The organism is Candidatus Edwardsbacteria bacterium RifOxyA12_full_54_48 (assembly GCA_001777915.1).
Taxonomy (GTDB): Bacteria; Edwardsbacteria; AC1; order AC1; family EtOH8; genus UBA2226.
In genome coordinates, this window is sequence record MFFN01000004.1 from 380784 (window position 1) to 402726 (window position 21943).

The 21943-nt window shown below is 51.8% G+C and carries 29 protein-coding genes; 8 read left to right on the forward strand and 21 right to left on the reverse strand.

Annotation, left to right across the window (positions count from 1 at the left end):
• Position 1: 1 nt before the first annotated feature.
• The 6 genes from A2273_03310 (at position 2) to A2273_03335 (ending at position 4702) form a co-directional block, all read left to right on the forward strand.
• The gene (locus A2273_03310; GenBank protein OGF07510.1) at positions 2–274 is read left to right on the forward strand and encodes a hypothetical protein; all 273 of its coding nucleotides are present in this window, start codon (positions 2–4) and stop codon (positions 272–274) included.
• A 126-nt stretch (positions 275–400) separates the two neighbouring features.
• Positions 401–1360: a hypothetical protein gene (locus tag A2273_03315; protein OGF07511.1), complete on the forward strand. Its 960-nt coding sequence runs from the start codon at positions 401–403 to the stop codon at positions 1358–1360.
• 19 nt (positions 1361–1379) lie between these two features.
• Positions 1380–1946, forward strand: coding sequence for a hypothetical protein (locus tag A2273_03320; GenBank protein OGF07512.1), 567 nt, complete (start codon positions 1380–1382; stop codon positions 1944–1946).
• Positions 1947–1949: 3 nt separating this feature from the next.
• On the forward strand, positions 1950–3635 hold the full coding sequence (locus A2273_03325) for a hypothetical protein (protein OGF07513.1): 1686 nt from the start codon (positions 1950–1952) through the stop codon (positions 3633–3635).
• An 18-nt stretch (positions 3636–3653) separates the two neighbouring features.
• Positions 3654–4361 carry a hypothetical protein gene (locus A2273_03330; GenBank protein ID OGF07514.1) on the forward strand — a complete coding sequence of 236 codons (708 nt, stop codon included), beginning with the start codon at positions 3654–3656 and terminating at the stop codon, positions 4359–4361.
• Positions 4358–4702 (forward strand): hypothetical protein, encoded by a 345-nt coding sequence (locus tag A2273_03335; protein OGF07515.1) that lies wholly within the window; start codon positions 4358–4360, stop codon positions 4700–4702. The genes A2273_03330 and A2273_03335 overlap by 4 nt, the downstream gene beginning before the upstream one ends.
• Positions 4703–4723: 21 nt before the next feature.
• Here A2273_03335 and A2273_03340 read toward each other — a convergent pair whose 3' ends face one another.
• A complete protein-coding gene (locus A2273_03340; GenBank protein ID OGF07516.1) occupies positions 4724–5470 on the reverse strand; it encodes a monofunctional biosynthetic peptidoglycan transglycosylase in 747 nt (248 codons plus the stop codon).
• Between the two features lie 49 nt (positions 5471–5519).
• Here A2273_03340 and A2273_03345 point away from each other — a divergent pair, with 49 nt between their 5' ends.
• Complete coding sequence (locus A2273_03345; protein OGF07517.1) at positions 5520–6398, forward strand: hypothetical protein; 879 nt, start codon at positions 5520–5522, stop codon at positions 6396–6398.
• 36 nt (positions 6399–6434) lie between these two features.
• Here the strand turns inward: A2273_03345 and A2273_03350 are convergent, their stop codons facing one another.
• Together A2273_03350 and A2273_03355 are read right to left on the reverse strand one after the other, a co-directional pair.
• On the reverse strand, positions 6435–7733 hold the full coding sequence (locus A2273_03350; GenBank protein ID OGF07518.1) for a hypothetical protein: 1299 nt from the start codon (positions 7731–7733) through the stop codon (positions 6435–6437).
• Between the two features lie 123 nt (positions 7734–7856).
• Positions 7857–8321, reverse strand: coding sequence for a hypothetical protein (locus A2273_03355; GenBank protein OGF07519.1), 465 nt, complete (start codon positions 8319–8321; stop codon positions 7857–7859).
• 387 nt (positions 8322–8708) lie between these two features.
• Here A2273_03355 and A2273_03360 point away from each other — a divergent pair, with 387 nt between their 5' ends.
• Positions 8709–9638 carry a hypothetical protein gene (locus A2273_03360; protein ID OGF07520.1) on the forward strand — a complete coding sequence of 310 codons (930 nt, stop codon included), beginning with the start codon at positions 8709–8711 and terminating at the stop codon, positions 9636–9638.
• 45 nt (positions 9639–9683) lie between these two features.
• Here A2273_03360 and A2273_03365 read toward each other — a convergent pair whose 3' ends face one another.
• From A2273_03365 to A2273_03450, 18 genes are all read right to left on the reverse strand, one after another.
• Entirely contained in the window at positions 9684–10235 is a 552-nt protein-coding gene (locus A2273_03365) for a hypothetical protein (GenBank protein ID OGF08011.1), read from the reverse strand.
• A 5-nt stretch (positions 10236–10240) separates the two neighbouring features.
• On the reverse strand, positions 10241–10711 hold the full coding sequence (locus A2273_03370; protein OGF07521.1) for a hypothetical protein: 471 nt from the start codon (positions 10709–10711) through the stop codon (positions 10241–10243).
• Positions 10712–10739: 28 nt separating this feature from the next.
• On the reverse strand, positions 10740–11147 hold the full coding sequence (locus A2273_03375) for a hypothetical protein (GenBank protein ID OGF07522.1): 408 nt from the start codon (positions 11145–11147) through the stop codon (positions 10740–10742).
• A gap of 50 nt (positions 11148–11197) precedes the next feature.
• Positions 11198–12472, reverse strand: a complete 1275-nt coding sequence (locus tag A2273_03380) for a hypothetical protein (GenBank protein OGF07523.1) — start codon at positions 12470–12472, stop codon at positions 11198–11200.
• Complete coding sequence (locus A2273_03385) at positions 12469–13227, reverse strand: outer membrane lipoprotein-sorting protein (GenBank protein OGF07524.1); 759 nt, start codon at positions 13225–13227, stop codon at positions 12469–12471. The genes A2273_03380 and A2273_03385 overlap by 4 nt, the downstream gene beginning before the upstream one ends.
• The gene (locus A2273_03390) at positions 13220–14470 is read right to left on the reverse strand and encodes an ABC transporter substrate-binding protein (GenBank protein OGF07525.1); all 1251 of its coding nucleotides are present in this window, start codon (positions 14468–14470) and stop codon (positions 13220–13222) included. Before A2273_03390 ends, A2273_03385 begins: the two co-directional genes overlap by 8 nt.
• Positions 14467–15177 (reverse strand): ABC transporter, encoded by a 711-nt coding sequence (locus A2273_03395; GenBank protein ID OGF08012.1) that lies wholly within the window; start codon positions 15175–15177, stop codon positions 14467–14469. Before A2273_03395 ends, A2273_03390 begins: the two co-directional genes overlap by 4 nt.
• 50 nt (positions 15178–15227) lie before the next feature.
• The gene (locus tag A2273_03400; GenBank protein ID OGF07526.1) at positions 15228–15614 is read right to left on the reverse strand and encodes a hypothetical protein; all 387 of its coding nucleotides are present in this window, start codon (positions 15612–15614) and stop codon (positions 15228–15230) included.
• A gap of 268 nt (positions 15615–15882) precedes the next feature.
• The gene (locus A2273_03405; GenBank protein OGF07527.1) at positions 15883–16290 is read right to left on the reverse strand and encodes a hypothetical protein; all 408 of its coding nucleotides are present in this window, start codon (positions 16288–16290) and stop codon (positions 15883–15885) included.
• A gap of 32 nt (positions 16291–16322) precedes the next feature.
• A complete protein-coding gene (locus tag A2273_03410; GenBank protein OGF07528.1) occupies positions 16323–17621 on the reverse strand; it encodes a permease in 1299 nt (432 codons plus the stop codon).
• A gap of 19 nt (positions 17622–17640) precedes the next feature.
• Positions 17641–18342, reverse strand: a complete 702-nt coding sequence (locus A2273_03415) for a cytochrome C biogenesis protein (protein ID OGF07529.1) — start codon at positions 18340–18342, stop codon at positions 17641–17643.
• Positions 18339–18650: a thiol reductase thioredoxin gene (locus tag A2273_03420; protein OGF08013.1), complete on the reverse strand. Its 312-nt coding sequence runs from the start codon at positions 18648–18650 to the stop codon at positions 18339–18341. The genes A2273_03415 and A2273_03420 overlap by 4 nt, the downstream gene beginning before the upstream one ends.
• A 216-nt stretch (positions 18651–18866) precedes the next feature.
• Positions 18867–19097 (reverse strand): redox-active disulfide protein 2, encoded by a 231-nt coding sequence (locus tag A2273_03425; GenBank protein OGF07530.1) that lies wholly within the window; start codon positions 19095–19097, stop codon positions 18867–18869.
• A gap of 24 nt (positions 19098–19121) precedes the next feature.
• Positions 19122–19364, reverse strand: a complete 243-nt coding sequence (locus A2273_03430; protein OGF07531.1) for a 4Fe-4S ferredoxin — start codon at positions 19362–19364, stop codon at positions 19122–19124.
• 19 nt (positions 19365–19383) lie between these two features.
• Complete coding sequence (locus A2273_03435; protein OGF07532.1) at positions 19384–19704, reverse strand: transcriptional regulator; 321 nt, start codon at positions 19702–19704, stop codon at positions 19384–19386.
• An 81-nt stretch (positions 19705–19785) separates the two neighbouring features.
• Positions 19786–20700: a hypothetical protein gene (locus tag A2273_03440; protein OGF07533.1), complete on the reverse strand. Its 915-nt coding sequence runs from the start codon at positions 20698–20700 to the stop codon at positions 19786–19788.
• Positions 20690–21514 carry an arsenite S-adenosylmethyltransferase gene (gene arsM, locus A2273_03445; protein ID OGF07534.1) on the reverse strand — a complete coding sequence of 275 codons (825 nt, stop codon included), beginning with the start codon at positions 21512–21514 and terminating at the stop codon, positions 20690–20692. The genes A2273_03440 and arsM overlap by 11 nt, the downstream gene beginning before the upstream one ends.
• Before the next feature lie 56 nt (positions 21515–21570).
• A complete protein-coding gene (locus A2273_03450; GenBank protein OGF07535.1) occupies positions 21571–21933 on the reverse strand; it encodes a hypothetical protein in 363 nt (120 codons plus the stop codon).
• Positions 21934–21943: the final 10 nt, after the last annotated feature.

A 21943-nucleotide genomic window follows, 5' to 3' on the forward strand; every position in this document is an offset into this window, starting at 1 on the left:
CGTGTCCGAAATAAAAATATCCCGTCCCTCCAAGAATGAACTTGATAAGCTGGGGATCGGCGAATGGTCCTCCTGGGAATGCGATCCCTCGGAGTTCGACTGGCAGTATCCCGACCGGGAGACGGCCTATGTCTTCAAGGGCAGGGTGGTGGTTTTCACGGATGACGGGGGAAAGGTTGAGATCGGGCCGGGCGACCTGGTGATTTTTCCCAAGGGGCTCAAGTGTCATTGGCGGGTGTTGGAACGGATCGAGAAGGTCTATAAAATGGGCTAATACCGCTGGCGGTTAATCCCAATCCCCTCCTTGATCAAGGAGGGGATCAAGGGGTGGTCTACGGATGATAAAATATAACCCCTAAAGTGTTCTGTTATTTAAAAACTCCAAACCGACAGGAATATTATGTCTAAACTAAAAGTGGGCGTCATCGGCGTGGGCAGCCTGGGCCAGCACCATGCCCGGGTCTATTCCGAGATCAAGGATGTCGAGCTGGTCGGCGTGGCCGACAGCGATCCCCAAAGGGCCGGGGAGATCGCATCCAAGAACAAGACCAGGGCTTTTTCCGATTACCGGGAATTGTTAAAGCAGACCCAGGCGGTCAGCGTGGTGGTGCCCACCAGTTTGCATTACCAAGTAGCAAAAGAAGTGATCTCGGCCGGCAACCACCTGCTGCTGGAAAAACCCATCACTTCAAAGATCGCCGAAGCGGAGGAATTGGTGGCCCTGGCGGAGAAAAAGTCGGTAAAATTACAGGTGGGCCATATAGAAAGGTTCAATCCGGCCATCCGGGCCGCCTCGGAGCACATCCATGATCCCAAGTTCATAGAATGCACCCGGATCGCGCCATTCGTCTCCCGGGGCACCGACGTTCCGGTGGTGCTGGACCTGATGATCCACGACATCGACATCATCCTTTCCTTCGTCCGCTCCCCGCTGAATAACATCTCGGCCATCGGCTTCAACCTGGTCAGCGAAAAGGAGGATATCGCCAACGCCCGGCTGGAGTTCGCCAACGGCTGCGTGGCCAACGTCACCGCCTCCCGGATATCGATCAAGAAAGAACGGAAGATCCGCTTTTTTCAGCGCAACGCCTACATAAACGTCGACTATATGAAGCCGGAGGTCAAGATCTACAAACTGAAAGGAGAGCCCAAGGGCGTGCTGGATCTGGCCAAGTTGGTGGATTACCGGGAGCTGAAGCTTGACAAGGTCGAGCCCCTCAGGGCCGAACTATCCGCCTTCGTCGATTGTGTGACCGGCAACTCGGTTCCGTTGGTGACCGGACTGGACGGACTGATGGCCCTGAAGGTGGCGGGAGATATTTTGAAAACGATCGAAAAACATAAATTGCAGCTTTCATAATAACCGGAGGCACATTTAAATGGAATATAGATATTTTGACCAATCCGGCCCGGTCAATACTGAAGAGACCTTGCGGCTGGCCCTGTCCCGGGCCCGGGATCTGAATATCAAGAATATCCTGGTGGCCACCACCTCCGGGGCGACGGCCATCCGGACGGCGGAGATTTTCCCCGATTTTAATCTGGTGGCGGTGACCCACTCCACGGGTTTTTCCTTCAAGGACGCCCAGGAGCTTACCGACGGGAATAAGCAGATCCTGGAGAAAAAGGGCGTGAAGATACTAACCTGCCAGCATGCCCTGGGCGGGGTCAACCGGGCGGTGCGCCGGAAGATGAACAGCTACCAGCTGGACGAGATCATCGCCTACACCCTGCGGACCATGGGGCAGGGCTTCAAGGTCTGTCTGGAGATGGCGTTGATGGCGGCCGACGCCGGGCTGGTCTCGGTCCAGCAGGAGGCCGTCGCCGTGGGAGGAACCGGCAGCGGGGCCGACACCGCCGTGGTGCTGACCCCAGCCAACGCCCAGGATTTTTTCGACCTCAAGGTACACGAGGTGATCTGCAAACCGCGCAATTTCCCAGGGTAAGGGATGCGCCCCGGCCGGTTAAAATCGCCCGATTTTTGGAGCCGCCTCCTGACCGAAGGGTGGCGGCCCTGCTTCTGGATCATCCTGCTGGGAGCGGCGGTTTATTTCAGGACTGTTTTCTTCGGGTTTGCTTATTTTGACGACGACCATCTGATCCTGGAAAATTTTCACCATCTGGCGAATCTTAAGAACATTTTTCTGGCCTTCAAGACCGACATGGCCTGGCAATCCCCGGGAACCTATTACCGCCCCCTGGTCACCCTGACCTTCATCAGCGACGCCCTGTGGAGCGGCCGGAACCCCTGGGGCTACCATTTGTCCAATATCATTTTTCACCTGGCGGCCTCCTGCCTGTTGTTCTTCCTGTTCAGGACCCTTAAGCATCCCCGGGGGCTTTCCCTGGCCTTCTGCCTGATCTTCGCCGTGCACCCGGTGCTGAACCATGCGGTGGCCTTCATCCCGGGCCGATACGACTCGGTGCTGGCGGTCTTTTCCCTGGCCGCGTTTATAACCTTCATCAGATATCTGGAGAGGCCCTCCTGGCCCCTCCTGCTGGGCCACCTCCTATCCTTCACCGCCGCCCTGTTCACCAAGGAGACCGCTGTGATCCTGCCGGCGGCCGGACTACTCTACTTTTTGCTGTTCCACCGCCGGGAATTCCGCAAGCTCCTGGCGCCGGCACTGATCTGGCTGACGGGTCTCTCCCTTTTTCTGTTCCTGCGGTGGCAGGCGGTGGGACCGATCACCGTAAAATATAACACTTTTGCGGAAAACCTGGCCGGCCTGGCGAGCTATCTGGGCAAGATCCTTTTACCTTTCGATCTTTCGGTGATGCCCATTCCGGAAAACACCTCTCTTTGGCCGGGAATGGTAGCGTTGACCGGCCTGCTGGGCCTCCTCATTCTGGGAGGACTGAACCGAAAACGGTATTTTATGTTCGGGCTGGGCTGGTTCCTGCTGTTTCTGGCGCCCACCGCCGCCAGGACCCTGGGATTCGCCTATCTGCTGGAGCAACGGCTCTATCTGCCCATGGCGGGGTTTTTTATCATGCTGATGGAGTCCCGCATCATCTTCAATATCGCGAAAAGAAAATTTGCCCCGTTATTTCTGGCTTTTATATTGGCTTTGCTTTCGGCGGTCTCCATCGGGCACATGATTGTATACCGGAACGACATTTCTTTTTGGGGCAACGCCGTAAAATATTCTCCCGATTCCTTCTTCGCTCACAACGTGCTGGGGCAGAGATACGCCGCCCGGGACAGATGGCCGGAGGCGGAGGCGGAGGTGGCCCGGGCGGCGGACCTGGATCCCGGCAACGCCGCCATACTCCACGATCTGGGGCTGATCCTATACCAGCAGAATAAATTCCCCCAGGCCCAGGCCGCCTTCCAGAAGGCTGTTGCCGCCGACAGCCTGGGAGCCGATGCCGTAATCTACTTGGGTCTGGCCAAGAGCCTGATCAAGCAGGATCTGTTTCCTCCGGCCCGGAAAACGTTGCAGCAAGCTTTTGCTCTTGACCCGGATAAGACTGAAGCCAACGAGCTTCTGTCCTTCCTGTTCCTGAACCTAGGCGACCGGGACAGCTCCCTTTATTATTATCACCGGGCGGTCCGGCTGGGCCTGCCTTATAATCCCGAGGTTGTCCGCCTGATCACCGGGAAAGATCCGGCAAAACCTGAACCGCAATAATTTAACAGCCTTATCATCATGTTTCTAAAATCATCCTTTATCCCGGCAAAACGGCAACTGCTGCTTCTGTCCGTCGGAGCCCTGGCGCTATCCGCCTGGCAGATAGCCCAGACCCTGTTTAAGATATTTCCCGGAGCCCTGCCCCCGGCCGGACTGCCCGTCTATCTGATAGCCGGCCTGGCAGGTTTTGCAGTACTGGTGGCCCTGCCCGGACATTTTATCAGGACAATAAGATCGGCCGGCCAGGGAAAGGATCTGGCATTCAACTGGGGTGAATTGGCCGATGTTCAGAGCGCCATCCTGGCCCCGGTTTTCAAATTCCTGTTGATAATCTTCTGGTCTTTTCTGCCCGTGGAAATGTACCTGGTTCTGCTGGCCAAAGATCACGGAGGTTTGTCACCGTTGGCAATGATCGTTCTTTTGATCCTCAGCTTCATATATTTTCCCATGGCCCTGCTGATGACGGCCGTCACCGGCAAGCTGATGCCCTCACTGCTGCCTTCCAATGTCATCGAGCCGATATTCAAGACCCTCAAACAATACATCCTGTTTTTGTTTTTATTCTGGATCGTTTTTCTGCTGCCGCTTTTTGGTTTGCTCCTCTGGCCCGTCCCTTTTATCGGACCGTTGGCAGCCTGCTTTATTCTTTTATATCTCTGGAGCTGCGGCATGCGCTTGCTGGGACGCTTTTACCGTAAAGAAAAAGAAAGACTGAACTGGCTGTGAGGATAGACAATTATTCCTTTGGGCAAATAACGGTCGATGGCAAAAATTATGTCGCAGACCTTATCATCTATCCCGACCGGGTGGACGACAAATGGTGGCGCAAAGAGGGACACCGGCTGCAAATGGAGGACCTGGACGAGGTCTTTGGCCAGAAACCGGAGATATTGATAGTGGGCCTGGGCCAGCCGGGCTTGATGAAGGTGGACGGCAAAGTGGAGGAGTATTGCCGGAAGAACGGGATCTTATTGGTCGCCCTGTCTACTTCGCAGACCATCGAAAGATTCAATGAGTTGGCAAATAAAAAGCCGCTGACCATAGCGGCTCTGCATCTTACCTGTTAGTTAAGCATTCGTGATTGGCGCCTAAAAATTTAAATCACTGTATTCTTCTTCCGTCAGGTGCCCGTATTGCAGCATTTTTTGGGCGATCCATTTCCGGCGGGTGTTCATCCGCTTGCTGTCGGTGAACGGTCCGTATTTTCTGGGATTGACGATGATCGAAGCCAGTCTGATAGCCAGCTCGGGATCAAGCTCCGAGGCCGAACAGTCAAAATAAATCAAGGACGCCGACTGGCAGCCGAAGATGCCGTCGCCCCACTCGATATAGTTCAGGTACAGCTCGAAGATCCGGGCCTTGCTGAGCTGGTCGTCCATCCGCCGGGCCAGCACCGCTTCGGAGATCTTCCGGGTCAGGCTCTTGGAGGTCGACAGGTATAGGTTCTTGGCCAGCTGCATGGTGATGGTGGAGCCACCCCTGGCCCAGCGTTTCTTCTTCCAGTCGGTCTTGATGGCCTCCTTCAGCTCGCCGTAGTCTATTCCCTGGTGGGAGAAGAAGGCCGCATCCTCGGCCACCAGCACCGCCTTTTTAAGATAGGGCGATATGGCATTGTACGGGAGGTACGACTGGCTGATCCGGTACGGTTTTTTCCTGGCCCGGGCCTCTTTGACCCTTTGCTCCATCAAGGCCGTCCTGGCGGGATTCTTCTTTGCCAGGTTGTCAATGGCCGGCAGGTGCATCAGGTCCAGAACAATGGACCCGGCGAAATAAAAGATCGTCGCTGCAGTCAATATGATGATGAATTTTATTTTGGGATTTTTCTTTTTGCTCATAGCCCAAGTATTATCCGCAATAACAACCAACTTGTCAAGGCATTGAAGAATGAAACGGTCCATTTCCAACAATCCGCTGACGCTTCTGGTCTCGGTCCAGGTGATCATGGCCGGGACCTTTCTGATGACCAAACTGGGCCTGCGGGAATTCTCCCCGCTGGCCCTGGGGGTGCTGCGTTTCGGCCTGACCGCCCTGGTCTTTGCCGCCTTGCTGGGCATGAAAAGAATGTATTTCACGCCTGATCGCCGGGACCGCTGGACCTTCCTCTGGCTGGCCATTTTCTCGGTGCCCTTCAACCAGGGCCTTTTCCTTTACGGCATGAAATACACCCTGGCCGCCCACGGCGCCCTGCTTTACGCCGCCACCCCGATAATGGTGCTGTGCCTGTCATGCATCTGGCTTAAGGAGCGGCCGTCGGCATTGAAGATAACCGGCATCGCCCTGGGGTTCGCCGGGGTTCTGCTGGTATTGTTCGAAAAGGGGATCGACCTCTCCGGCCAGACCCTCAAGGGCGACATCCTGATATTTTTTGCCGTCCTGACCTGGTCGGTCTATACCATACTGAGCAAGAAGATGCTGCAGAGATACCAGCCCCTGCAGGTCACCGGATATTCGCTGATGTTCGGGGCGATGCTTTTTCTCCCCATCGGTCTTCTGCCGATACTCCGGCAGGACTACGCGGCGGTCACCTGGTCCGGCCTGTCATCGATCCTTTATCTGGCCCTGCTGACCTCGGTTGTAGGTTACCTGACCTGGAACTGGGCCCTGTCCAAGATCGAGGCCAGCAAGGTGGCGGTGGTGTCCAACCTCCAGCCTGTTTTTGCGGCTTTGCTGGCCTGGATATTTTTGGGGGAGAAGATAACTGTTAATTTTATCATAGGTGCAGCAGTCGTGGCTATAGGTGTTATTCTGACTGAAAAAGGATAGAACAAAAGGCCTCTGTTTTAGAGATCTTTTTAATTTTCATTTGTATTTATTTATTGCCAGAACTACATTATTTAGTTTACGGTTAAAAATATCTCGTACTCTGAAATTAAATACATTATTGCCTTTTGTTAGTTGTTTTACAAATTCCGTTTTGCATTCAGACCAGGGCCCGTTATTACAACTTATTTCATATTTCTTGAAAAACGGGCAAGAATTAGATAGCACAAACGAAAGTTTTTTATTATGATACTTCAATTTATAACTGATTTTATTCATATTTGGATAAAGGTGATCCATGCCCCGATGTTGCTTAAAATATCCTCTCTGTTTATCCTGAAACAGTAAATGCGGTTGCTCGCTTATTTCTTCTGTTTCTCCCAGAGTATCCCAATTATTAAAGTAATTCTGATTATTATATATCCATATAACTTTAAAGTATTCTAACCAGTTCATCAGGGATCCCGCTTTTCTGCCATTAACATATGGCTCCATCTGTTGCGTTTTCCCTTTCAAAACATATTCACGTATTTCAGAGGCATTTAAAACCTCTTTCCCCGCCATCCAATAACAATTGTTCTGGGGATCCAATAATATCCATTTATTAAGATCGTTGCTCCATATTTCTGTCACCCAGTGTCCCTTTCCCGTTCCATAACTATAATTATTTTTTAAAATGACTACTACCCTGGCCGGATAACCATGTGTCTGCAAAACAGAGGCCAGAAGAATTGAAAATTCTTGACAGGTAAACCCTTTTTTATTATCGGCTTCCTTAAGTATTGTAAGGGGGTTTGAATTGCTGGGTTTATTAACCGCATCGTGGACAAAACGTTTATTTACCCAGGCAAGACATTCTTTGAAGAAATCAAATTCCTTGTTGGATTTGAATTTTGGAAGTTTGTTTTTTAAACGAATTAAATCTTTTTTATCACAATATTTCGCCCATTGCCAAGGTTCGATATTCTGGCTTTGAAATTTAACAATCTCTACAGAACTGGCATTATTACAAACACGCTTGTATATTTGCTGAAAAGAACTAAGTTCTTTTAATCTTTTTCCTTTATATTTCAACTTAGATAAATCATTCAATTTATCTAAGTCGGTATAGCCCAATTTGGCAGCTTTGTTAAATATGAGTAGCCCTTCTTCAATATCTTTGTTTATAATTGCCATATAAGCAGCTGCAGCTAATGTCCAATTTTGCCTTCCTTTATCTTTGAGTAACTTATAAATATTAGAAGCATTTAGAAATTTGAGTTTAGCGTTATTATAATCGCTATGCCCGGCAAATATCCTGCCTTCTTTTATCAAGCTATCTGCATTATTGTTGCTCATTGATTCCTCTTTCGTTTTTATTTACCAATATTATCACAAACGATGTGCTATAAAATCAAGTAAATTATTTAATATAAACAAAGAACCCTCCATTGATAATGGAGGGTTCTGGGCAATTTTATATCACAACCCAGCGCTCTTCAGCACCAGCTCCAAACCCTCCACATCCTCCTGGTCGAAGGAATCCAGCTCCCCGCTGTCCAGGTCCAGCACATAAAGACACTCCCCGTTATTCTCCAGCACGGGCATCACCACCTCGGAAAGATTGTTGGGGTCGCAGACGATATGGTCGCCTCCCAGGGCGTGGACATCGGCCACCACCTGGGCCTTTCCTTTCTTCCAGGCCCGGCCGCAGACCCCGTGCAGTCCGATGGGCGAGCAGGCCGGCTTGGGCTGGCGGCACACCAGCAGCATTTCCTTCTTGTCATCGGTGATCTTATAGAAGCCCACCCAGGCCAGACCCTCATCCTTCATCCCCCGCCAAAGAACATCAGTGACCGCTTCCATTTTCTGTTCCGCCGACGCCAAGTCCTTTGCCGCCAACCCGGCGGCCGCGGACATTTTTTCATAGTTTCGGCTGCGATTCATTTGATTTCCTCCGATTTCCGGTTCATGGTCAGGAGCCGGGATAAGCCCGCTGGTTCATTTGTCCCTTTGGGGGGGTGTCTATCAGTTTTATGCCCCTGCCCCCTATCGGCTAAATTTTTCCATTGGTTGAATAACAAGGGTCCTGGGCATCAATGGTAAACAGGGCCATGCCATGGTCTGACCGGTTTAAAGACAGAGGAGAGCGGGCTGGTCCCCGCTCTCCTCTGAACTATCAAGCCTTTGATATTATATTGAAAAATAGTTTGAAATGCAAATAATATTTTTCAAATATTATGTTGTAATTCGTTGACAACAATAATTGTTTTAGATATAATTCTAAAAATTTATTATTAACTTTATAAAAAGGGGGCTCTTGTGAAACGTTCTTTGTTTTCCTTTGCCGTTATGGCCATGCTTACGCTCCAGGCGTTCGCCGGTGGCGTAAAATACAAACCGGAAGCGTTCGCGGATCCGGCCAATGTAGCCAAAAAAAATCTTGCCCTAAGCCTTAAGAAACTGAAAAAACTTAACATAAAAAAGTTGGTCATCCTGGAGTGCTACGGCGAGTTCGTGGTCTCCAAAGAGGTCACCAATCACCAGCTGGGCTTGATAAAAAGCAGCAGAATTGATATCAACAAGGATTATTATACCAACACCACCAATCGGGTATATGATGACCTGGTCGCAATGTTTGAAAAAAACGGCATAGCCATCGTGTCCAAAGACCAGGTCCATGCCAACCAAACCTACCTGGACTGGAACCTAAAAGAAGAGAAAGAGGGCCGGGGCGCTTCGTCCGGGTTGTTCCAACCCACCAAGGTAAACGAGACCCAGAAGATATCAACCACCGGCCTGGGGATCTTCCCTGGGGTCATTGGCATGTTCAAGGTGGTTTCCACCGTGGCCCAGATGACAGCGGAAATGGGCGCTGATGGATTCCTGCAGGTATGGTACAAGGTCGACATTGGCAAGAAATTTGCGCCGGTGCTGACCGCGTTCGAGATCAAATTGAGCACCGATCTTCGTTCCCAGGAGGTCGGCTTCAAGGGCAACAAGTCGCTGCGCTACGATTTCTATACCCAGTGGGAGCCTATCGTGAAGCTGAAAGAGGCTATCATAAGCGAGGCAGATATCAGGGGGGCAGAAAAGGGCACTATCGATCTAACTAAATACGACGCCGAACTAATGGGAATGCTGGGAGCGGTTGAGAACGGCATCGGCTTCGCGATACATGAATTATTGCCGGAGAACACCCCCGTCATCCATCAAACCACACCGACAGAAGAACAAGGCAGCGAAGTCCCACAGGATCAATAACAATTGTTCCTTTGTAAAAAGCCCTCCCGGAAACGGGAGGGCTTTTTACCGTTGACAAACAAACCTATTTTTTTCAGAATTGTTTATTTCAAAATTCCTGCCCCGCAAATAGGCCTCCATAATATAACCGATGCCGATAAACACCGGCAGGGTGAACAGCGTCCTCAGCATGGAAAACTTTAAACCCAGAAACCCGATTTCGAAGGTCAGCATCGGTATCTTTAAGGTGGAAAAAGCCCCCAGATAGATGAAGATATTCTTGATGCTGCAACCCTTCTTCCACAACAGGTAGGCCACCGGAAAGGCGCCGTATAAAGGCCCTACCTGCAGCATGGCCAATAGGATGATCCAGACTGTACCCCTGATGCCCGAGCCGGGCCCGATCTGCCGTTCAATGTTCTCATTTGGCACCCATACCTCTATCAGCCCGATCAGGATGAACATCAATGGCAAAAAGGTGATCATCTCAGAGAAGAAGGCCCAAAAGTTCTTTCCCGCGCCCAGGCCCAACGACCAGCCGGTAAAGCGGGATATCAGCAGGGCTGCACCGAACAGGACTACCAGCAGGTATTCGCCCAGACCTATTTTTTGGATCAATTTTCTCACATGAATATCCTTATCAACAGACCGACCAGCAACGCTCCGGCCAGGCTTAAGGCATTGCGCATCAAAGCTACTTTCCGTCCGAAATATTTTATCTCCAGCGGCAGGGTGAGAATGCCCACCATCATCAGGGTGGTGATGAATACCGCCGTTACCGCATAACCCACCCCGCTCTTCAGCAGCAGGGCGGCCAGCGGGAAGGCCACAAAGCCGGGAATGAGCGCTATCGAACCTACCGCCGCGGCAATGGCGTAACCGGCCAACCCGGAATTGGCCCCCAGCCATTTAACCAAAGTCTCCTTGGGGACCAGATAGAGCACGATGCTGACCAGGATTAGAACGTTCAATAGCATCGGCAGTATGCCCAGGAACATTTTGTAGCCTTTTTTAAGGCCGGACAATGTTTTGCTCCGGTCGGCCAAAAGGGAAGCCATCAAAGCCAGGGCGGTTATAATTAGAAGTATCAGCATGAATTACCGTTGTGTTGAAATAATAATATCATTCGGCTATAACCCGGCTTTCCAATTTTACATTTATAGCCGGATCCAAACTGTTCAGCACCGAGCAATATTTTTCCTTTACCAAAAGCAAAACACCATCCAGAACCTCCTGGGAAACATTGCCCTGTACCTCGAAAGTCAGGGTAATGCTTTTAAACTTTTTGGGGTGTTCCACGGCCCGCACCCCGTCGGCCAGCACCCGTAATTTCTTGATCTGGAGTCTTTTCTTCTGCAATATCTCCACAACGTGGTTGCTCATGCAGCTGGCTGCAGCGATAAGAAGAATCTGGGTGGCGGAAAATCCGGCCGGAGTGTTTTCCCTTCGGGATTCAATAATAACCGAGTGACCAGAATCATCGCTGGCTACGTTCTGCAAATTTCCCACCCATTCAATAATTATAGGCATTATGATCTCCCGAACTAAGATTAAAATCGTTCAGAACAGCCAGCCATACCCTAAAAATAGAACCTGGCCCAAAACTCTGCCTTGCCTTCATACTGCTTGCTGCCATATTCTGTGTTTTCCCCTCCGGCAAAAACAACTGGCCAAAACACGAATTCCAGATTTGTTATCGGTTTATAGCTGAACGGCAGACCGGCAGAATAACTTTGGTCGTCAAGATTATAAAGCAACTGAACGGCGGGCGTAAAATACAACATATTAAATGGCTCCTGCCACGACACCTTGAGATACAGGTACTCCCGCATCAGGTTCGGATCGCCAAAATATGTTTTACCGGTGTTCAGGGCGCTGGAGACGGCAATATTATTGCCCGAACTCACAGCCTTGGCCATAAATTCCTGGTACTGTTCAAATTCAGCTTTGCTCAAGCCGGCTTCATTTTGGTAATATTCGCCAATAGTGGTGATGTTCCAGCTGTTCAGCCATCTGAATCCAAATAGATAAGATGAACCGTCAATGTTTTCTGCCCGGAGGGTGTCGTTTAGGATATAATCTCTTGGCTGGTTGATGAAACGGCTGAACTCTCCGTGGATCTCCAGGCTGGGAGTAACATTCCGGGAAAGATCAAACCCGTATTTTTTAGGATTCACCCGGCTGTAATATCCCATCAGATCTATATCCGTGTTCCACAATAGCAAATAGATCTTTCCGGCGATATCGGTGTTTTCCGCTTCCGCTACTTTGCCGTTGATGGTGTTCGCTGAAGGCGACAGGATAAGATCACTTGATATATTATTAAGCACCTTTCCGGTAAAACTTTTGGTATATTGGTAATTCATGGATAAGAGGCCCGATTGAGCCTGATCGGGGTTTTCCGGATCCTTTTTGGGGTTGACAAAACCCACCGGATTGAAGGCGTAGCCTTTGCCCCAATTGTACATCTTTTGCCCCAGCTGCAGAAAAGAATTGTCCGATATGCTTACATTTCCATATAATTCATACAGTTCAAAGTCCGCCTGACTGGAGCCATAATAAATCGAATAGGTCTTTAAATGAACCCCGACATCTCCGGTTTGGTAGTCCCCGTTCAAATAAAAGTCGGCCCGGTACGAGGTCAGGACATCGGACAACGGCCGGTTGTAATACTGCAGGGCATACAGCGCCGAACTGTTTCGGCTTTTTATCAGGGAATACCTGGCGTCAAGATTGCCGCTTAACTCCAGGGTCTCTTTTTGAGTCTCCGCCGGAGGTATCTCAAAAGCAGTATCTTCGGCCCGGGCAACCGCACCGAAGAGTAAAAAGCAGAATAACCCCGTCAAAGCCCTCATTTTCTTAGTCCCTCAAGCCGGGACATATAGTTTATGGTAAACACCTCTTCCTTGAAGATCCTCGGTTTCACCTGAGAATAGATCATGGTTGATAGATAGCCCTTGTACAGCGGGCTGTATGTTTCTATGACCGACGGCCGCACCACCCCCTGGCCGAAGTCCTTCAGTTCCTTAAACTCCAGGGTTTTTATCAGCATCCCGCTGGCGGAATAGCACTCCACTTTTTTCAATATCTCGTCCTTGGCGGCCCACATCTTGAGCTTGTCATAGGCCACGGTTTTGTTCTTGGCTTTTAGCGTCAGGATGTATTCCGATTCCGATTCCTCCGTCTTTTCGACATCGTATTCCGCGTTGTAATCAACCTGCATGATATCGGCGTTGTTGAACACCCCTCCGGTAATGGATTGCAGGCTGGTAATGCGGATCGGCTTGCCCACATTGGGTATATACAGCCACATGTTGTCACCCAGCCGCAGGGTGGTCCGGCCCTTTTCGCTGGCCGGGGAAAGGTACAGCATGGCCACTTTGTCCTTTCCTTTTTTTGCGGTATAAAAAACAAACTCCTTTTTCCGTCCGTTGGGCTCGGCGTTGATCAGCTTCCGGTACGACTCGTAGCTTTCCGGCATCAGCTTTTCATCGATCCTTTTCAGCAGCTGGTTACCGTCTTGGGCCAGGGCCGGTCCTATAACGGAGGCCAACAACAGCGGCAACAATAATAGCATTCTTTTCATCGTAGTTCCTTTCTGGTTATACATGTCTTAACGCTTCCACCGGCTCCATTTTTGACGCCTTGAGCGCCGGTTGCAAGCTGGCCAAGGCAGAAATGACGACCACTATGATCAAGGATAAAATTATTTCCGCCGTGGGTATCTGCGGGGACAGGGAAAGCTTCATCATCCCGAAAACGAAGTTCAACTTCGCCGCCGCCACGATCATCAGAAGCCCCGTTCCAAAAATGATCCCGGCCAGGGCGCTGAAAAAGCCAAGCAGGAGACCTTCGGTCAGGAATAGTGCCAAAATCTTAGAAGGCGGCGTCCCGATGGAAGCGATGGTGCCGATCTCTCCGATCCGCTCATAAACGGACATCATCATGACATTGAGGATGCTTATCAAAACGATGGACACCAGCACCAACCTGACCACCATGATCAGCAGGGTCACTATTTTTACAATGCTGGAAAAGGGCGATAACTCCTCCCAGGAATGAACCTCAAATGCCGGTTTGCCCGAGTTCCCCCCAGGGATTTCGGCCAGTTCGCCCTTGAGCCGTGAATATACCTTTTTTAGCTTGTCAAAATCATTCAGCTTTACGGCGATTTCGGTGATCTCCCCGTTCTCGATCCTTAAAAGGGAAACCGCATCATCAATGTGAATGTATCCGTCCTTGCCCTGCGGACCGAGTATATTTTCCGAAATACCGGAGATTTTAAAGGTTACTCCGTTTACCGAACCGTCCTTGTTGGTGGCCACCAATACGGCATCGTCCCCGATTTTAAGGTTCATTCCGGTGGCAATATTGGCGGGAATGACAATCGATCCCGGCTGGACAAAGGTTTTCGGGTCTGAATTGCCCTCTTTTATCCTTTCCGTCAGGGCCGGGCAGGTGCTGCTTTCTTTCTCGGGATAAACTGCGGTCAGGCGCATACTGGTGGTCTGGGCAAAGTTGCTGACCATCGCCCCGAATCTGATCCTTTCCGAATAGGCCTTCACTTCGGGATTGGCGTCCAGCAGCGATCTTATTTTGTTCAATCCCTGTTCTGGTATGGCAATGTCCAGTGGCAGGTTATCCATCGAGCCGACATACCCTTTCTTGTGGATCTGGATGTCGCCCAGGTTGGAATTGGTAATAGTGCCTATGACCTCATCTTTGAACGAGGCCCCAATCCCTCCGAAGATTATTACCAAAGCCACGCCCACCGCTATCAGCGAGGACGTCAATAGCGTCCGGCGGGTGTACCTTAAAAGGTTGCGCCAGGAGATCTTGATTATGTTCTTCATTTTGCGCCCCCCCCGTAGGTTTCGTTGGCCTGGACTTTGGTTATCAAGCCGTCCTCCATGGTATAGATAATTTCGGCCTCGCCCACGATTTTCTGGTCATGGGTGGCAAAGATAAAGGAGGTATTGAACTCTTTCTTCATCTCGTGCATCAGCCCGATCACCTTATAGGCGGTATCATGATCCAGGTTTGCCGTGGGTTCGTCCGCTAAAACCAGTTTTGGGTCCATGACCAAAGCTCTGGCTATAGCCACCCGTTGTTTCTGTCCCCCGGAAAGCTGGGAGGGGTATTTGTTCCGCTGGTCTGACATCCCGACCCGCTCCAGCATGTCCTCAATTCTTTGTTTTCGCTTGTTCAAGGGAACATCCTGGACCATTATCAGTGGATATTCCACGTTTTCATAGACCGTCAGCACCGGTATCAGGTTGAAGTTCTGGAAAATAAATCCGATGTTGTCGCCCCGGAATTTAGCCGAAGTTTTCCGGTCCATCCGGTTGACCTCCACCCCAGCCACGGTAACGGTTCCCTCTGTCGGCTTGTCCAAACAGCCGATCAGATTCAGCAGGGTGGTCTTGCCGCTGCCGGACGGCCCCACAAAGGAGATGAACTTGCCCTTTTCTACCGTAAGATTTATCCCCTTAAGGGCCTGTATCGTGACATCTCCGGCCAGGTAATCCTTCCTGACATTTGCCATGGAAAGTAAACTCATTTTCATTGTCCTTCCTTTAAACTTATCTGAAATATTCAATGTCTTCGGGTTCATCCTTCATCGAACATCCTCAGCAATTGTTCCAGGCTCTTTTTGCGTTCAGCGATCAGTGATCTCCAGGTCTTTAGAGATTTTTGCCCGGCGGCGGTTATGCGATAGCAGCGTCTCGCCGGTCCTTTGTTTTGTGTATCCCAGGCAGATTGGACCAGTTTATTTGATTCCAGTTTTCTTAGCGTACGATAAACGGCGGCTGGATCGGCCGGTCCATTAAACAGTCCCATCTCATCGATTCTCTGCATCAGTTCATAACCATAACCAGGCTTTACCTTAAGCAACAAAAGCAGGCTGGGCACAACGAACCGGGGGATCCGGCGGCTATGGCAGTCGCAACCAACCGGTGCGTGAAGACGTTCAGTATCAGAACTACGGGGGCTCATTTTCCTCCTTGCATATATGTGTTAGACATATATATGATACAAAAGGTTTAGGCAAAAGTCAAGGGGGTTTAGATTACACCGGGGCATCTCCATAGAAATGTCGACCCGGCAAGCAAAAAGCCGCCGCTGTTTGTGAACAGCAAGACGGCTTCATAATTACCCATAGCATCGCCTTTGGAAAGGGTTTGCCCCGGTCAGCCAGTGCTCAAAGCCAAGGGAGCATAATCAGAAGTTCGGCACTGCTCAGCCTGATGCGTAATTATTGTCGTCATTCCGCCAAAATCCTGCTCTCCAATTTTACGGCTATTGCCTGGTCCAGGCTGTTCAGAACAGAGCAATACTTATCCTTGACCATCGCCACCATATCATCGAATACTCTCTGTTCGACATTTCCCTGAACTTCAAAAGCAAGAGCAATGGAGGTGAACTTTCTGGGGTGTTCCTCCGACCTGATCCCATCGGCCAGCACCCGCAATTTCTTGATCGACAGCCGTTTTTTTTGGAGGATCCCCACCAGGTGATTGCTCATGCAGCTGGCGGCGGCTATCAGAAGCAGCTGGGTGGCCGAGAAACCGGCCGGAATGTTTTCCCTGCGGGACGCTACAATCACCGAGTGGCCGGAGTCATCGCTGGCCACGTTCCGCAGATCGCCCACCCATTCAATGGTAAGCGGCATTATAATACCCTTTACTTAAGGTTATAGTTGGCTCAGAACAGCCAGCCGTATAGCATTCCGGTAAGTGTGGCCATAATCACAACCAAAACGATATACACCGCCGCCTTTTTTGTTCCTATCACCGTGCGGATCACCAGCATGCTGGGCAGCGATAAGGCCGGCCCGGCCAACAGCAGGGCCAGGGCCGGGCCCTTGCCCATGCCGGCGCCCAACAGGCCCTGGAGAATGGGCACCTCGGTCAGGGTGGCGAAATACATAAAAGCGCCGACAATGGAGGCAAAGAAGTTGGCTCCCAGCGAATTCCCGCCCACCATTTTGGCCACCCAGGCCGATGGAATGATCCCTTCATAACCCGGCCGGCCCAGGAAGAACCCCGAAGCCAGCACTCCAAATAGAAGAAGGGGAAATATCTGCTTGGCATAGCCCCAGGCCGACTCGAACCAGGTTCCGGCCTCGCCCTTGTCGGTAGCGGTGATGACCGAAAGCCCGATGACCGCGGCGCCGAAGGGGATCAGCGGCTCATGGGAGAAGATGAACGAAAGCGCCGCCACTATCGTCCCGGTAATTGCAATTTTCCACCAGGCTATTTCAAACCACTTCCACAGCACCCAGCCGAAGGCGATGGCCGAAATGCCCGTCAATATCCACTTGGTCGAGTACATGAACTGCCAGAATTGCCCGGCCCCCTGGGGCTGTCCCCAGTTGCTGAAGATAAGGATGACCACCATCAGTCCAAAATAGACCACATTCTGCCACAATCTTCGTTTGGCTTCCGGGACCGGCATTACGGCCAGGTCCTGGGCCCGCTTGGCTTCGTCTTTGCGAAAGATGAAATGCATCAGCAGGCCTATCACCACGCTGAAGACCACCGCCCCCACCGCCCGGGCCAGGCCCATCTCTGGGCCCAGCACCTTGGCCGTTAAAATGATGGCCAGCACGTTGATGGCCGGGCCGGAATATAAAAAGGCCGTGGCCGGGCCCAGGCCCGCCCCGGTGTTGTAGATGCCGGCGAACAGCGGCAGCACGGTGCAGGAACAGACCGCCAGGATGGTGCCGGAAACCGACGCTACGGCGTAGGCCAGCGCCTGGTTGGCCTTGTGCCCCAGGTAGCGCAGCACCGATTCCTGGCTGACGAAAACTGAGATGGCCCCGGCAATGTAGAAGGCCGGGATCAGGCACAACAGCACGTGCTCCCGGGCATACCATTTGGTCAGCTGCAGCCCCTCGACTATGGCATTATCGAACCGGGGCCAGCCCACCGGCAGATAGAAGAAGGCCAGAAAGCCCCCCACCATCAATAACAGGTATTTGTATTCTTTTTTCCAATCCATGATCTATATTCCTTGTTTTTTATCTGGCTGTAAATATCATGTATACCCCGCCCAGGATCACCAATATTCCGCAGATGATCTTGACGATGGCCGTGCCCTTGGATTTTTCAGTCCAACTAAGATAATGCTGGATGACCTCGGTGAAGGTCCCGGCCAGCACCAGCACCGAGCAGTGCCCAACGCCGTAGGCCAGCAGCAATCCCGCACCATATAATGGATTGGTGGAAGCGGTACGGAAGGTGACCGCCAGCATCGGCGCCATGTAGGCGAAGGTGCAGGGGCCCAGGGCTATTCCGAAGATCAGGCCCAGGACAAAGGACGCCAGCAGGCCCTTGCGCTTATAGCCGGAGGCGTTGGCCCCGGCCCAGGGCATGGGGATCAGCCCGATCAGGTGCAGCCCCACCAGAAAGAAGATGACGGCCACGAAATAATTTCCCCAGCGTCCGACATCGCCCATCATCCGGCCCAGAGCCGCGGTGATGGCGCCGATGGCACCGATGGTGACCAGAATTCCGACCCCGAACAACAAGGAGATCAGGAAGGCCCGTTTGGTGGAGATACGCCCTTGCTCGTCCACGAAGCCCACGATCAGGGGGATCGATGCCAGGTGGCAGGGGCTGAGGATGATACTGAGGATGCCCCACAAGAAGGAGGCCAAAAGGGCGATGGCCGGGGCTCCCTCCACCGCCTGGGACAGTTTTATGAAAACAGTTTCCATCATTGTTTGAACTCGAAACCCAGTTCCTTCCACTTGGCCAAAATGTCTTCCCGGGAATAGAACCCCTCATGCCGGAACAACTCCTTTCCCTCGGGACTGTAGAATATCTGGGTGGGGATCACCCGGATCTTGTACTTGCTTCCCTCGTCCGCGTTCTTCCAAACATCTATGAACACTACCTCCAGTTTGCCGGCGAAATCTTTTTTCAATTTGTCCAGGATGGGCGCCATCATTTTGCAGGGGATGCATTTATCTGCGCCAAGATCAACCAGTTTGGGAAGTTTTTGATTTTTAGCCTTGGCGCTATCCATTTTGACGGTCGGAATATTGACAACCACCGGATCGGCCTTGGCCTGCTTTTTTACGGTTACGGTATCTTTGGCCGAAGATGCCGGTTTTGCCCCCATGGCCCATAAAAAGCTGGTCAGAAAGAAAAATGCCGTAAGGACAAGAACTATTCTATGGGTTTTTTTCATTGTATCCTCCATTTTTTAGATCAGCGGGAATCCGTGTGGATCCGCGTCCCATTAAGTTATCAGTTTTTTGATCTGCTCCGGTGACAGCAGATGACCGGTGGACTTGACCACGCCGTCTATGGCCAGGGCCGGCGTCATCATCACCCCAAAGGTCATGATATCCTTGATCTCCGAAACCTTGACAATCTCCGCTTCTATGCCCAGCTCTTTGACCGCCTTCTCAACGTTGGCGGTCAGGGTCTTGCACTTGGGGCATCCGGTGCCCAGTATTTGGATCTTCATTTATTTTCCCCTTGTATTATGGTTTTATTTACAATCACAGCCGCACCCCGACGGCTTAACCTTGGGATCATTTTCGCCAAAATAACTGATGGCCCCGGAAGGACAAAGCTTCTGGCAGCCGTGGCAGCCATCCACGCATCCTTGGGGATGAACCACCACCATCATACCGCCCTTGTCCTCGAACACCCCGTGGGAACATTTGCCCAGACAGACGCCGCAGACGGTGCATTTTTCGTAATTGATTATCGGATACCAGTTTTTAGACATTTAGAACACCTCTTTTAGTTTAACTGAAAAGACGGTTTTGCTCTTTCAGGGTGTTTTTTATAGTCTCCTCGGCGCAGCTTAAAAAACCCAGAATGCAGGGGACCTTTAGGTGATAGAAAACCTGGGTGCCCTTCTTTTCCACCGCCACCAACCCGGCATTCTTCAAGACCGAGAGGTGCTTGGAAACGGTGGTGATGTCGTCGCCCACCATGGCGGTAAGTTCACAAACACAATGCGACTTTATCGACAGCTTATCCACCATAAACAACCTGGTGGGGTGAGCCAGAGCCTTGATAATGGCGGCCCTGGCCTGGTATTTGGCTTTCTCTTTTTGGGTCATGATCATCCTCTATATTTGGCTATTTGGTATTATAGCCAAATATAAGATATTTGCCAAGAGACTGCTGTAATTATTATTGCCTTATTCTTTATGCGCTCCTCCGTTGGCCGGGGAGCAGATCATGTCCGCACACCCGGTGCATTCGAACTGAATGGTGGTGTGCAGAATTCCGAACTCGTGTTCCAACAGTTCCTGTATATCCGCCAGCAGCGAATCGCTCTGGCTGGTCATCTGGTCGTCTATCTGCACATGGGCGCTTAGGGCGTGGATCCCCGAGGACAGGCTCCAAACATGCAGATGATGCAGGGCTTTGACCCCTTTGATCCCGGCCAGGACCTTTTCGATCTCCGCGCTCTCGATCCCCGCCGGGGCCGCCTCCAGCAGGATGTCCACCGATTCCTTCACCAGGCCGTAAGCCCCTTTCAGGATCATGGCTCCTATCAGGACGCTCAATATCGGGTCTATCAACAGCCAGCCGGTGAAGCGGATGATAAGGCCGCCGATGATCACCGCCACCGAGGACAGCAGGTCGCCCACCACATGCAGAAATGCCCCCCGCACATTGAGGTTCTCTTTGCTGGAGGCCCGCAGGATGAAGAACCCGGCTACATTGACGGCCAACCCGGCCAGGGCCACAATGATCATGATGCCGCTCTTGATCTCTGCCGGCGAACCGAAACGCTGCCAGGCCTCGTAGAAGATGTACCCCGACAGGACTATCAGGGTCACCCCGTTCAACAGGGCCGCCAGTATCTCCAAACGGTAGAAGCCGTAGGTCTTTTTGGCATTGGCCGGAGTGGCGGCAAAGCGGATGGCCAGCAGGGAAAGGCCCAGCGCCAGCACGTCGGTCAGCATGTGCCCGGCGTCGGAGACCAGGGCCAGAGAACCCGACAGCCAGCCGCCGGCGAACTCCACCAGCATCAGCAACGCGGTCAGGACCAGGGTCCACTTCAGCCCCTTTAGACCGTCAGCCCGGTGATCGTGATTATGCGCCATTTCTGGCCGAGGTTGGCTTGACGGCCTCAATTGAGGCCGAAACCACACAATCCGTTATTTTACTGCCGGGCGCCCAACTGCGAATAACCGTCCGGCTTTCCTCCTTTGGTGCAATCTTTACGCTTTCAAACCCGGCATTCATAAGCATGGTTTCCAGATCGGAAATAAGTGCCGCCCCTGCCATGCACCCGGCAAAAAGCGAAGGGTCCTGCCGTAGTTCTTCTGGAATGTCGGCAAAGGCCACCACGTCTGAAACGGCCAGCCGGCCGCCTTTCTTCAAAGCGCGGTAGGCTTCCCGGAACACCCTGTTCTTGTCCAGCGATAGATTGATCACGCAGTTGGAAATTATTACGTCTGCGGTTTCGTCCGCCACCGGCAGGTTCTCGATTTCGCCCAGACGGAATTCAACATTTTTATAGCCGCCCTTTTCGGCGTTGGCCCTTGATTTTGAAATCATCTCCAGGGTCATGTCCACTCCTATTACCCGGCCAGTGTCGCCAACCTGCCTGGCGGCCAGAAAGGCATCAAACCCTCCACCGCTGCCCAGATCGAGAACAATTTCCCCCGGCTTTAAAGCGGCGATGGCTTGCGGATTGCCGCAACCCAAGCCCAGGTTTGCCCCTTCGGGAACCGTGTTTATCTCCTGGATCGAATAGCCCACCGCCTGCGACAGGGCCCCGGCAGTAAAATCGTTCGGTGCCCCGCAACACCCGGTAGCGGTGCACCCGCACCCGGGAGTTTTCGCACCGGCCGCTTTGGCGTATGTCTCCCTGACAGCGGTGCGGATCCTCTCTTTATCCTTTAATTCACCCATGGCCAGCCTTTCTTAAATGTATCTGATTGTCCGTTACTTAAACCAACCTAACAAGGTCATTTGCGCCGTAGCCGGCAGGTGCAGGAGCCCGACAGTTTCTTGCTGTCGTCCACCTTAAGCGGCAGGCCGTCGTGCTCCCAGTCCAGGATCCCGCCGTTGAGGTTGGCCACGTTTTCCCAGCCTTTGGACGCCAGCAATTTGACCGCCTCCCTGCTGCGCAGACCAACTGAATCGGCCACGATGACCGGGCGGTCGCGGGGGATCTCCGGCAGCCGGGATTCCAGTTCGTCGGCAGGAATATAGCGAACCCCTGGCACATCGAACTTTTTGTAATCCGATTCGATGCTGTCCCTCAGGTCAATGAAAAGCCCGCCATTTACCGCCATCTCTAGAGCCTCACTTCCCGAAAGGTGTGTCATGCCTGATATT